This is a genomic window from Bacillus sp. FSL M7-0003 (assembly GCF_038628485.1).
Lineage (GTDB): Bacteria > Bacillota > Bacilli > Bacillales > Bacillaceae > Bacillus > Bacillus safensis.
This window is the reverse complement of sequence record NZ_CP152024.1, coordinates 896,099-908,358: the sequence shown is the minus strand read 5'-3', so window position 1 is coordinate 908,358 and position 12,260 is coordinate 896,099. Positions and strand designations below refer to the sequence as shown.

Below are 12,260 nucleotides of genomic sequence, written 5' to 3'. Positions count from 1 at the left end.
CCTCCTTTCTTTGTTTCTTCTGTTGTTTTCAGTATAATACGAGTGTATCATGACCGATTGGAGTGAGTCACTGTGAAGATACATATGGAAATTTCTCATCCTCAAAACCCGTCTATCCATGTTGGACAGATTGAATATTCGCATATTGAAGTGGGTACATCACCTCAAATGTTAAAAGGCCGATTACGCCTGTTTCAAGAATCCCTATTTTTTGAATACGAAGATAAAGTTTTAGAAGAAGTATCAGCCATCAAAGAATGGACGGATATTTTAAAAGACGTTCCTTTCCTTCCACTTCTTTCTAACATCCAAAAGGAACAATTTATTGACTCGACCAATTCCGTACAGGATTTGTCGATATTTTTCTCACTAAAATATTTCTTACCTATCCTGACTTTAGATGCCGATCGCATCAAAGGACCGCTTTCAGTGGCAAAACATGAGGCTGGTCACATCGAATGGCAGGACAGCGCAGGACTGAATGGATTATTTTCTCAAGCAAGTAAAGCACAAATTTCTCAAGACACAAAGAACATTCTTCAAATCATCCTTTTCCCGCCATCTATTTCCCGGGAAAAGAGTGAAGCTCTTATTCAATCCTTGACGAAGATGTTTGTACAAATACATGGCGGAGAAAGCAAATATGAACTCATTGAAAAAGCACTGTAGCCTGACAGTGCTTTTTCACATTATACTGACATAATAAAAAACGCAACACTTCGTTTATCTAAGAAACGAAATACTGCGTTATAAACAAAATTATGTATTGGAGCGGGTGATGAGAATCGAACTCACGACATCAGCTTGGAAGGCTGAGGTTTTACCACTAAACTACACCCGCATCAATCTTTTAAAAGCAACGTCATCGCGTTGACTTTTATTATGTTACAACTTTCTTAACAATTCGTCAAGAGAATATGAAGATTTTTCGTCAAAAAACTTCATATTCTCCGTATATATTACGATAGTTATTTATCTAGCTGGATATAAAATAAGTATGCATGTGACTTATTTTTCAGCGCTTGCTTTGGATTCTTCTGAATTTCCTCAAGCATTGGTGCATTTCCATCCTTCCCCATTGCCGCTGTATACGCAATCAGTGCCTTTCCTCCAGAAGCAACTTTGACAGTTTCAGATTGTGCAGAAAATACATAGTCACTTACTTTGAACGGAAAGCTTGATGTCGCTTTCGTCATCCCATCATTCTTTTTATTTGACCAAATACTAAATTGTGATTCATATGTATCTTTCTCATGATGTAATTGAAGAAGTACATTCACCGTTTGATCGGTTCCATCCTGGTGTAAAGTAAAGGTAGCAGATGATGCTTCCTTATTCACTAATCGTCCATTTTTGTAATGACTCCCGATAAACGTAATACTTTTATTCTTCTTCGTTAATCCTTTCAGTGTCAGAGCCACCTTTTCATTAGTTGTTGCTGCTTCTAGTAAGTTTTTTTCTTTTTTTGAGAGTTTCATTTGTTCGATGGTTACTTGGTTTTTAGTGGCAGACTCTGTTTTAATTGTCGAAACCGTCTTTTCGGTTGTCGTGGTTTCTTCGGCCTTCTCGCCGCATCCTGCTAATAGAAAAACTGTGAATAAAAGAATGCTCCATTTTTTAACCATTGTGATCCCCTTTGATGTTTTTTATTTCTTATTATACTAAAATTTGGTCGTAACACAAAAAAAGGTTAGGAGAATTCTCCTAACCTTTTGCTTTTTTCTGTTTCATGGCTGATAGGAATGCCACAATGAGAAAACTCACAGCAAAAATCACCATCATATAAATAAAAAAGTTTGGCTTGATCTGAAAAGTAAATGCGGAAGAGCCTTCCATCTCAAAAGCGAGACTGTTAAATAATAAAGCATCATTCGTTTTTGATTGAAATAAATGATAGAACAGTACACCGATTGTCAGCATCGGAAAGCCTAAGAATCCTAGAAAACTACCAACTATCGCGCCTTGTTTCATCGCCTGTACGTTCATGATCGTTGTCCTCCCATTCCCCCAAGCAATAGCTGCTTCATAATGGACTTACCATCCCCCATAAACGGAAGAAGATAGAGTAATTGAATAAAATACGTGATTGAAAAGATGAAAAAAGCTGTCGAAACCGGGTTTTCTTTTAGAAATAAAATGGTGACAATAATGCCTGCTGCGCCAATCACACCGGGAACAAGCGGTCCAAGCAGCGTAATCCATACCTGCTTTTTCTGAAACGGATCTAATACGGGTCTTACAAATTTCACAGACATCATATCACTCGCAAAAAAGCCTTGAGGACCATCTCGCCCCGCAAATTTCCGATGTGCATAGCCATGTGCCGCCTCATGTAAGGCGGTTCCGGTAATTAATCCGAAATAAATAATCGTAAAATATATCGCAATGGCTGCAATCGACGGATCAGGAATGAATAAAAAAGCGATCCCTGCCATGACCATGAAAAGCATCCAGAAAAAGATGATTTTACGCGTCACCATGAGCAAAGCCGTCCTAAAAATGTGAAGGAACGAGTGACCAGTACAATCAAATCGTTCCTTCATTTTGACTTGATACTGCTTGAAAAATTGGCAGCAGGCTGTCACAATCCGATATGGTGAATGATAATGAATAGACAGCAAGTGATGCTGATTCAATCCCATCATCAGCTGATAAAAATCACGAGCAATCACCGACTCATCGACCTGAAACAAATCGGCGAGCTCTGCGGTAATACTCGCTTCAGTTCTTTTACCGTCCACTTTCGTTAACATATGATAGGCACTTTCATTGATCGGGAGTGTGCTTCCATACTGCGTATCCGTGAGATGCCTTTTTTGTAAGGTCACATACGGCGCTAGTGCCGGTACCCGCTCAATCTTTAGCTTATTGTTAAGAAGTTGAATCATGTGAATACCTCCATGAAAAACCTTTGTATATGGCAAAGATGAGCAGACCCTCAAATGCAGCCACAAGCAGCCATTGAAGCGTTTGACTCGACGCCCCTATGACATAGTTTCCAATAAAAACAATCGGAATCATGAGTAAAATAAGCGCTCCAAATGAAAAAATGCCTGTATAGGGATTGTTTCGATCAAGAGGAAGTAAAATACCTACCACATAAAAGAGCGCAGTCGCATTGCATAACACAGCGGCACCAATCAATGCGTGCCAAATCTGATCAGGAAGCGTCAGCGTTGTCAGCATGAATAAAACAATTTGTAGTACACCTACGAGCAGAAGGCCGATAAACTTATACAAAGCCACTTCCCACGATCTCAGACCAAATGTTTTATACATGCCCAGCATTCGTTTATCATTGCCAAACGAATTGAAGGCTGTTAATCCAGCAAGACCACATAGAACAAAAAACGCTTCTTCTTCAAAGCGGAATCCAAATTGATAACGAACGAATAAGATCACAATAAGAAGAATAAGAAAGTTTAAAATGTTTTCTTCATTCCGTACCTGTGACTTCATTTCCTTCACAATAAGCGACCACTTCTTTGAAGAAGAGAATGGCAGCTTGTGTAAAAAGGTTAACGCTTTTTTCTCTGCCATAATCGGCATCATCGCAAGAGAAAGAAATGTGCCGCCTGCCGATAAGAGGATGATCAGAATCAAGATGGCATAATTTACCCCTTCAGGAGGCATTCCTTGTGCCGCTAGGAAAAACGGAGCTGTCAAATACATCAAATGATAATCAAACTGAATATATGATTGCTGAATTTGGCTAATATCAAAGTGCGTCAATCCATACGTGACAACCAGTGCCAATAAAACAAATATCGCTGCAAATTTTTGCAACGGTAATCTTAATTTCAAAACGAGTAAATAAGTGATATTGTAAATAAACTGCAGCAGCATTAAGACAAAAAGCGACTGCAAAAGCACCATCAAAAAGAAAGTAAAGATAAAGAAAATACCAATTCCCTGGGCAATAAAATTAGGTAAAAGCAGGATGCCGATAAAAAATAAAACAAGCCCTGCCACCACTGTCACCATCGGAATGAAGTATCCAAAACTTTTCTGAAAGGTAGAGAGCGGGAACCAGCTGAGCTGCATAGAAAACCGGTCTTGTTCAGGTGTTCTGACCTTGATCAAAACGAATAACAAGCTTGTAAAAATAGAGGCATTGATCGCCATTGACACGACAAGTAATCCAAGTGAACGTTCATCTCCATTTAAGAAAGCCTTCATAAAGACACCTGTAAAGCTGTATCCGATAATGGCTCCCATTGTGATGGCAAACAAAAAGAATAAGACCACAATGATCCGCTTCGTTTGAGTATCAAAGAGCTTATACATCTCCTGCTGCCACATTTTAAGCATCATTTTAGAAATGATTAATGATTTCATCAAAATGTGCACCCCTATCACTTAACATTGAAGCTTTCAGAAACACCTGTTCCAATGTGCTTGATTGATACTTCTCCTTTAAGGCTGAGACCGTCCCTTCATCCATTTTATTTCCTTTAGAAATAATGGCGATTTTGTGGCACAGCTCTTCCGCTGAAAGCATATCATGCGTTGAAAGCAAGATCGCACCATGGTGCTTGGCATACCGCTTCATCAGTTTCTTTGTGTTTATAACCGCTTCAATATCAAGTCCTCTAAAGGGCTCATCCATGATCACCAATTGACTATCAAGCATAAATGCAGCAATCAGCTGTGTCTTTTTTTTCATCCCATGTGAATAGGTTTCGATCGGTCTTGATAAAGCCGAGTCCATATCAAACAGTTCAATTAGTTGATTTCTTCTGTGAATTGTTTTACATTCATACATAGAAGAAACAAAATCTAAATATTCAGCACCAGTCAATGCTTCAGGGAGCAGCAGGTCATCTGGAACATAGGCTACTTGTTTTTTAAAGGATGGTTCATCGTTTGGGACGTCCTGCAAGTGAATCCTTCCTTCTGTATGCTTAATAATGCCGAGTATACAGTTAATCATCGTTGTTTTACCCGAACCATTCGGTCCAGCAACAGCAACGATTTGATGAGGGTCGATCTTTAAATGAAAATCATTGACAGCAGTCACGTTATTTTTATACGTCTTGGTTAAATTCTCGATCGTAAACATATAACCTCCAAGTGTCTGCATATTCTTTAAAAACAGATCAGGCTAAACCGCCCGCCACAGACGGTTTAGCCCTGGTGTCTTATCTAAGAAGCAAAAAGATGAATCCTAAGTATAGCTACTTACATTCAATTTTGACTTTTAAGCCACTTTCCCACTGAACGGCTCCTGTAAAGCTACCCTTGCCGTTTGCGATACACCAAACTGCTGCTCCTAGAACGACTGTTGCTCCCAATCCAAGAAGGACAGCAACAAATACTAAGAACCAAGCTTGGTCCATAATAGCAGGTTCCATAGTGGAATAGTCAACTTGCGGCGCTGCATAAGTCATACTTTTCACCTCCCAGCTTATGATGATCGTATCATAGGCGTCACACTCCAAACATCTACAGAACATCCCATTTTTGACCGAACATACATTTGATTAAAATGTGACTTTTTATTCAATTATTCCCTTTCATCCGTTTAAACCCTCTCTTATTTACTAGATTTTGACACCCCATAAGAACCACAAAACCCATTTAATGTCATTTGCACCATCTTTTTTCTTCTTTTTTTCAAATAGTCCATATTTATCATCTATCATATTTATTCTTTCTTTTTTGTGAGATAGAAAGAATTCCCCCGATATATCAGATAAAAAAGTCCCGATTTTATGTCGCAATAATGCCAATTATGAAATATTTACTGATCATTCTGATAAAAGAGTGGGCATATTTCCCTTCTTTTCTTGACTCTATAAATGTGTATATACAAGAAAAGCGATTGGGAAAAAAGCCCTTACTTTGTTCAGCAGTACACAACATAAGACTCCCGCTATTCTATGAAAAAAAGCAAAGCAGCCATCGCAGACTGCTTTGCTTTTTCATATTTATGAGGAACTAGCAGCAGAGGCAGCATCTGGGAAATGATTGTTCCCAATGATTTCACCAGCTGGCACAGAGAGTCCTGTAGCCCCTGATCTCTTGAATGGAAGGAGCGGGAAAACAAGCTCTGCTAAATAATAAGCTTCTTCTAGGTGCGGGTATCCAGAAAATATAAATGTATCAATGCCTAGAGACTGGTATTCTATGATACGATCTGCTACTGTTTGCGGATCTCCGACGAGTGCTGTTCCTGCACCGCCGCGTACTAAACCAATGCCTGCCCAAAGATTTGGGCTGATTTCAAGTTTGTCTTTCCTCCCTTGGTGCAATTCCACCATTCGTCTTTGACCTACTGAGTCCATCCCCTGTAACACTTGTTGCGCCTCATCAATTGTTTTTTGATCCAAATGACGAATCAGATGTTCCGCTGCCTGCCATGCCTCCTCTTCGGTATCTCTCACAATCACATGAAGACGAATGCCAAACTTCACCGTTCTTCCTTCCTTTTTAGCCTGTTTCTTCACTTGTGTAATTTTCTCTTTTACTTGTGCAGGCGGTTCGCCCCAAGTTAAATAGACATCTGTATGCTTGGCGGCTGCTTGAATTCCTGCTGATGATGATCCGCCAAAAAAGACTGGTGGATGGGGTGTTTGAGCCGGTGGGAATAACAGACGGCCATTCTCCGCTTGTAGATGTTTGCCATGAAATTGTACATTTTCTCCTTTCAATAACCGCTTCCAAATTGTCAAAAACTCTTCTGTTGCCTCATAGCGTTCATCATGAGAAATGAACAACCCATCCCCTTCAAGCTCCTCTTTACTTCCCCCTGCTACCACATTAATCAACAGTCTCCCGCCTGAAAGACGATCTAATGTAGAAGTCATTCTAGCAGCAACAGACGGCTGCATCAGCCCGGGTCTAAGAGCCACGAGGAACTTTAAATGAGTGGTTTCCGCAGCTAAAGCAGCTGCCGTCAGCCATGGATCTTCACATGATCTCCCAGTAGGCAGTAAGACCCCTGTATAACCAAGCTGATCAGCTGCTTGAGCAATCTGTTTAAAATATGGATAGTCTGCCTGTCTTGCCCCTTTTGCTGATCCTAAATAACGGCCGTCTCCATGCGTTGGAATAAACCATAAAATATTCATGACATCGCCCCCTGTTATTATTCACCTTGATAACTAGTGCGCCACTTGAGCAGACGCTTTTCTAACAGACGTACAAATGAATCTGTCAGCTTACCAACTACTGCAAAGATGATAATTCCTACAAACACTTTATCTGTTTGAGAGAATTGCCTTGCATCCATAATCATATAGCCGACGCCGCTGCTTGAACCCATCAACTCAGCTACCACTAAACCAAGCCAAGCAATTCCTAATGACAGTCTCACGCCCAGAAGAATATGAGGAAGAGCAGCCGGTAAAATCAGCTTTGTGATGCTTTGATACACATTAAACTCTAAGGCGCGAGCCACATCAAACAGCTTATTGTCTACACTGCGAATACCTAGAAACGTATTAATATAAATCGGAAAAAAAGCTCCAAGTGCAATCAATAAAATTTTCGCCGTTTCATCAAAGCCAAACCAGAGGATGAATAAAGGAGTGACCGCTAAATGTGGAACGGTTCTCAGCATTTGCAAGGTCGGATCTACATACTGCTCTGTTTTTTTAGAAAATCCTACGCATACGCCCAGCAAAAGACCTAAGCCTCCCCCTAGTAAAAATCCACATATCGCTCGATAAAGGCTGATGTATAGATGGCCAAACAGTTCTCCAGAACGAATCAACTCTCGAAAGGATTCTGCAATCAAGACGGGCGAAGGCAAGACAGTGGAAGAAACGATTTGAGAACTAGCTATGATCTGCCAAACAGCAATAAGTAGAACAGGTAATACCAGTCCCTTTAACTTATATAAAGATATAGCTTTTCTCCTTTTTCTCTTTGTTCGCTCGATTTCAGATGCTAAAGCCGGATTCGAAATAGCTTTCATTTATTCATCTCCTCTTTTAGCATTTTTTCAATAAACGAATTATCTACAACCTGATTGACATCAATTTTCCGCTGGATCGCTTTTGTTTGATATTGAAAATCAGCGGTATGCTGCTGAGCATTGATGATCTTCTTCGAAATGGGCTTATTGAGTGGTTCCGTATTGTTTAATACTTGTGTGACGACCTTCTTATCTAAATTTTTTAAACGCGCGTATAGAGTAACAGCCTCTTTTGGATGTGATTTCTGCCACTTCACCGCATGGTCATATACCTTTAAAAATTTCACTACTAGTTCAGGATGCTGATCAGCAAACTGAGTTCGAACAAGTGTGAAACCTGGAGAATATAAATCGGTCGCTTCCCCATTCACTAGCAGCTTTGCTCCCTTCTTTATCGTTTCAAGTGATAAGAACGGCTCCCAGATCGACCAAGCATCAACGGACCCATTTTCAAATGCTGATATCGCTTCATCTGGCTGAAGCTGAATGATCTGAACATCCTTCGCAGATAAACCTGCCTGATCTAATACTTTGTATAAAAAGTCAAAGCCGCTGCTCCCTTTAGCGACAGCAATTTTTTTCCCTTTTAAGTCTTCTACTTTTTGAATCTTACTGTTCTTATTCACTAAAATACCGTTCGCTTTCAGCCCATCCTGAGATAAACCAATTTCCTTAAAATCAATACCTGCTGCCTGACCTGCTATGACAGGTGAGTTTCCAACTTGCGAGAAATCTAATTGATTTGCAGCAAGTCCTTCAAATTGAGGAGGACCACTTTGAAACTCCACCCACTTTACCTTCACTCCTTCTTTTTCAAATGATTGTTCAAACCACCCTTTTTCCTTTGCTAAAAGCAGCGGGCTCAAACTTTGCTGAATCCCAATCCTAATTTCTTTCACCTTGTTTTCTGAGCCGTCTGCTGCTTGATCACACCCTGCTAAAACAAGGAAAAGACTCAAAAAGATAACGATCATCTGTTTCTTTTTCATGCGATTTCCCCTCCCTAAATCCCTGATCCATCAGTTAGTAACAATTCATCTGTTTTCTCAAATTCTGAAAGCACCTTTTGTCTTAAGCTTTGAAAAGCAGTTGACGTTCTATCACGCGGAAAAGGCAGGTTCACAGGAAGAATTTTATGGATTCGGCCAGGTCTCGCTTGCATTAGCACAATTTCATTTCCTAAATAAATCGATTCATCAATATCATGAGTAACGAGAATCATTGTTGTTTTTTTCTCCTGCCAAATGTCCAGCAGCACATCCTGCAAGTGCTTTCGTGTGAATGCATCCAGCGCACCAAATGGTTCATCCAGCAATAAGATCTCCGGATCACGAAGGAGTGCTCTCGCAATGGCAACCCGTTGCGACATTCCTCCGGAGAGCTCATGTGGATAAGCGTGTGCAAATCCTTTTAAACGAACAATTTCAATCAGTTCATCCACTTTGCGGCGTACATCCTGTTGTTTTAAATTGAAATTGGCCGCTATATTTTCTTCGACTGTCAGCCATGGAAACAGGCGGTGTTCCTGAAAGATAAAGCCCTGTTTCATTCCTGGTTCTGTGACCTGTCTGTCTCCTATCAAAATTTGCCCATCATACGCTGTGTCGAGCCCGCCTATGATTTTTAGCAACGTACTTTTCCCACATCCGCTCGGACCTATTACTGTTATAAATTCACCAGGAATGATGCTCAATCTTAAGTTTTCAAGTACCCGAATGGACTGTTTGTTTTTCCAAAAGGATTTATCCACAATATCAATTGAAATCGTCATTGAAACCTTCACTCCTCTTGCGATCAGATAAATACACAGAAAGGCCCTTATCCCAAAAAAGAGATAAGAGCCTTCGCGTTGTCCGATCAGCTAATCATATTGATTTGTTAGCACCATCCTAAATCATATTAATCCCATAAATCAACTCAAATTTATAAAATGGTTATTTTGTCCTTGTATGTTTTTCATCGATCCGATCAAAAATCGCTTCTATTCGTTCCTTGCTGCTGTAAATCTCATATTTGTTCCGCTCAATCAATATGTCTAGTGTGAGATCCATGTGTTTTCTGTATTTTTTTCGTTTTTTCTTTTTTTCCATCTTCATCATCCTTTCTTTTTTCAAATAAAAAAAGGCTCTTCACTCATGCTTAAGTGATAGAGCCTTCGGTTGACCGATCAGCCATTCTTGTTCGTGTTTTCAGTATGCTCATGTTAATACACACTATTCCTACCTGTCAACTATATTTATTGTTTTTTCAGATTTATCTAAAAAATGATTGACCGAGCAGGGAACAAGATTTATAGTCTTATTAAATATTTCTTATCAAAACAGTTGGTTTTATCTAACAAAAGGAGGATACACACATGTCAGAAGAACGTCCATTTCGTTTAGAAACAAAAGCCATTCACGCAGGTCAGGAGCTTGATTCAACGACCTATTCAAGAGCCGTGCCTATTTACCAAACGAGCTCATTTGGTTTTAGAGACAGTGAGCATGCAGCGAATTTATTTGGTCTTCAGGAACCGGGAAATATTTATTCACGTATTATGAACCCTACAAATGACGTATTTGAAAAGCGTATCGCTGAGCTTGAAGGTGGAATTGGTGCACTTGCTGTTTCTTCTGGACAAGCAGCGACGACTTATTCTATTTTAAACATTGCAGGAGCCGGAGATGAAATCGTTTCCTCAAGCAGTCTTTATGGCGGCACCTACAATTTATTTGCCCATACACTCAAAAAACTTGGAATTACAGTAAAATTCGTCGATTCATCCAACCTTGAAGAACTCGAAGCGGCGATCACAGACAAAACAAAGGCAGTGTATGCAGAGAGCATTGGAAATCCAAAAGGCGACATTTTACATATTGAAGCCATCTCAGCCATTGCACACAAGCATCATATCCCGCTTATTGTGGACAATACGCTCGCCAGCCCTTATTTATTAAGACCTATCGAGTTTGGTGCAGACATTGTCGTCCACTCAGCGACGAAATTTATTGGCGGTCACGGTACATCAATTGGCGGTGTCATCGTTGATAGCGGCCGATTCCCTTGGGCTGACAGCGATAAGTTCAAAGGACTGACTGAACCAGATCCAAGCTATCACGGTCTGACATATACAGAAGCGATTGGAGAAGCGGCTTATATCACAAAAGCACGAGTACAGCTCTTACGTGATTTAGGGGCAGCTCTGTCGCCATTCAACTCATTTTTACTTCTGCAGGGCTTAGAAACATTACATCTTCGTCTTGAGCGGCATAGTGAAAATGCCTTGAAAACAGCACAATTCTTACAGGATCACCCTCTTGTCGATTGGGTAAGCTATCCAGGTCTTGAAAGTCACGAATCATATGAGCTTGCTCAAACCTATTTACCAAAAGGACAAGGTGCAATCCTCACATTCGGTATTAAAGGTGGACGCGAAGCAGGTAAAAGGCTCATTGATTCTGTGCAGCTTTTCTCCCATCTCGCAAACGTGGGCGATTCTAAATCCCTCATTATTCACCCTGCCAGCACAACGCATCAGCAATTAAGCGAAGCAGAACAAAAAGCGACAGGTGTCACACCAGAGCTCATTCGTTTATCTGTTGGAACAGAAGCGATTGAAGATATTCTTGCAGATCTTGAACAGGCGATTACAAAAAGTCAGTCTGAATGACATAGAAAAAAGCACACGGCTGTGTGCTTTTTTATTGTTTATTAATGATTGAGTAATCGAATGTCTTGGAAAGGATAAAATACAAATGAGGTAGTTCCTTGAATATCACGCTTTGTAAAAAGACCTAAGCCGTTGCGGCTGTCCATTGAATTTTGGCGATTGTCCCCCATGACAAAGTACTTTCCTTTTGGAACATTCAGAGGGCCAAAATCAGGTGTCAGCAAAGTGCCATCTGCAGCTGCTTTCTTTTTGTTTGACGCTAAGTAAGGCTCCGCCACTTTTTTTCCATTAACATATAGCTGATCATTTTTCATTTCAATTTTATCACCAGGTAAACCAATCAATCGTTTGACATAATGAGTGCTGCGGTCTTCCCCATCAAGAACAATGATCTGTCCTCGTTTATAATCACCGAAATAATCAACCGTTTTATTCACAAACACCCGCTCTGTATCATGCAATGTCGGATACATGGAAGATCCTTTGACAATGTATGGCGCGAATAAAAAGTTCCGAATGATAAAAACAGCAATAAATGCGATTAAGATGGCTTTGATCCAGCCCCATAATTCTGATTTCTTTTTTTGTGTTTTTGTATTTGTTGTCATAAGCTCCTCCTGAATTCCCCAAGGACGAAATGTGTGTCACCAGTTGCCAGCCGGCGTCACGCTTGTTTCTCCCTAAATA

Annotated in this window: 14 protein-coding genes and 1 tRNA gene; 2 read left to right on the top strand and 13 right to left on the bottom strand. The window is 40.3% G+C overall.

Annotation, left to right across the window (positions count from 1 at the left end):
• Positions 1-72: 72 nt before the first annotated feature.
• The gene (locus tag MHI23_RS04560; protein WP_241218609.1) at positions 73-669 is read left to right on the top strand and encodes a hypothetical protein; all 597 of its coding nucleotides are present in this window, start codon (positions 73-75) and stop codon (positions 667-669) included.
• Between the two features lie 98 nt (positions 670-767).
• Here the strand turns inward: MHI23_RS04560 and MHI23_RS04555 are convergent.
• The 12 genes from MHI23_RS04555 to MHI23_RS04500 form a co-directional block, all read right to left on the bottom strand.
• Positions 768-841, bottom strand: a tRNA-Gly gene (locus MHI23_RS04555).
• A 127-nt stretch (positions 842-968) separates the two neighbouring features.
• A complete protein-coding gene (locus tag MHI23_RS04550; protein ID WP_197172745.1) occupies positions 969-1,625 on the bottom strand; it encodes a hypothetical protein in 657 nt (218 codons plus the stop codon).
• Between the two features lie 79 nt (positions 1,626-1,704).
• Complete coding sequence (locus MHI23_RS04545) at positions 1,705-1,986, bottom strand: hypothetical protein (protein ID WP_024425332.1); 282 nt, start codon at positions 1,984-1,986, stop codon at positions 1,705-1,707.
• Positions 1,983-2,888, bottom strand: a complete 906-nt coding sequence (locus tag MHI23_RS04540) for a PqqD family protein (protein WP_342492337.1) — start codon at positions 2,886-2,888, stop codon at positions 1,983-1,985. The genes MHI23_RS04545 and MHI23_RS04540 overlap by 4 nt, the downstream gene beginning before the upstream one ends.
• Entirely contained in the window at positions 2,872-4,338 is a 1,467-nt protein-coding gene (locus tag MHI23_RS04535; protein ID WP_342492336.1) for a hypothetical protein, read from the bottom strand. Before MHI23_RS04535 ends, MHI23_RS04540 begins: the two co-directional genes overlap by 17 nt.
• A complete protein-coding gene (locus tag MHI23_RS04530) occupies positions 4,316-5,062 on the bottom strand; it encodes an ABC transporter ATP-binding protein (RefSeq protein ID WP_076839170.1) in 747 nt (248 codons plus the stop codon). Before MHI23_RS04530 ends, MHI23_RS04535 begins: the two co-directional genes overlap by 23 nt.
• A gap of 115 nt (positions 5,063-5,177) precedes the next feature.
• The gene (locus MHI23_RS04525; RefSeq protein ID WP_024425336.1) at positions 5,178-5,390 is read right to left on the bottom strand and encodes a hypothetical protein; all 213 of its coding nucleotides are present in this window, start codon (positions 5,388-5,390) and stop codon (positions 5,178-5,180) included.
• Between the two features lie 540 nt (positions 5,391-5,930).
• Positions 5,931-7,073 (bottom strand): FMNH2-dependent alkanesulfonate monooxygenase, encoded by a 1,143-nt coding sequence (gene ssuD, locus MHI23_RS04520; protein WP_342492335.1) that lies wholly within the window; start codon positions 7,071-7,073, stop codon positions 5,931-5,933.
• A 17-nt stretch (positions 7,074-7,090) separates the two neighbouring features.
• On the bottom strand, positions 7,091-7,921 hold the full coding sequence (locus tag MHI23_RS04515) for an ABC transporter permease (protein WP_342492334.1): 831 nt from the start codon (positions 7,919-7,921) through the stop codon (positions 7,091-7,093).
• Positions 7,918-8,910, bottom strand: coding sequence for an aliphatic sulfonate ABC transporter substrate-binding protein (locus MHI23_RS04510; RefSeq protein WP_342492333.1), 993 nt, complete (start codon positions 8,908-8,910; stop codon positions 7,918-7,920). Before MHI23_RS04510 ends, MHI23_RS04515 begins: the two co-directional genes overlap by 4 nt.
• A gap of 14 nt (positions 8,911-8,924) precedes the next feature.
• A complete protein-coding gene (locus MHI23_RS04505; RefSeq protein ID WP_342492332.1) occupies positions 8,925-9,692 on the bottom strand; it encodes an ABC transporter ATP-binding protein in 768 nt (255 codons plus the stop codon).
• Between the two features lie 163 nt (positions 9,693-9,855).
• Positions 9,856-10,011, bottom strand: a complete 156-nt coding sequence (locus tag MHI23_RS04500; protein ID WP_342492331.1) for an FbpB family small basic protein — start codon at positions 10,009-10,011, stop codon at positions 9,856-9,858.
• Positions 10,012-10,277: 266 nt separating this feature from the next.
• Between MHI23_RS04500 and MHI23_RS04495 the strand changes: the two genes are divergently transcribed.
• Positions 10,278-11,573, top strand: a complete 1,296-nt coding sequence (locus tag MHI23_RS04495; RefSeq protein ID WP_212053267.1) for a homocysteine synthase — start codon at positions 10,278-10,280, stop codon at positions 11,571-11,573.
• Positions 11,574-11,614: 41 nt separating this feature from the next.
• Here MHI23_RS04495 and lepB read toward each other — a convergent pair whose 3' ends face one another.
• On the bottom strand, positions 11,615-12,181 hold the full coding sequence (gene lepB, locus MHI23_RS04490) for a signal peptidase I (RefSeq protein ID WP_342492330.1): 567 nt from the start codon (positions 12,179-12,181) through the stop codon (positions 11,615-11,617).
• Positions 12,182-12,260: the final 79 nt, after the last annotated feature.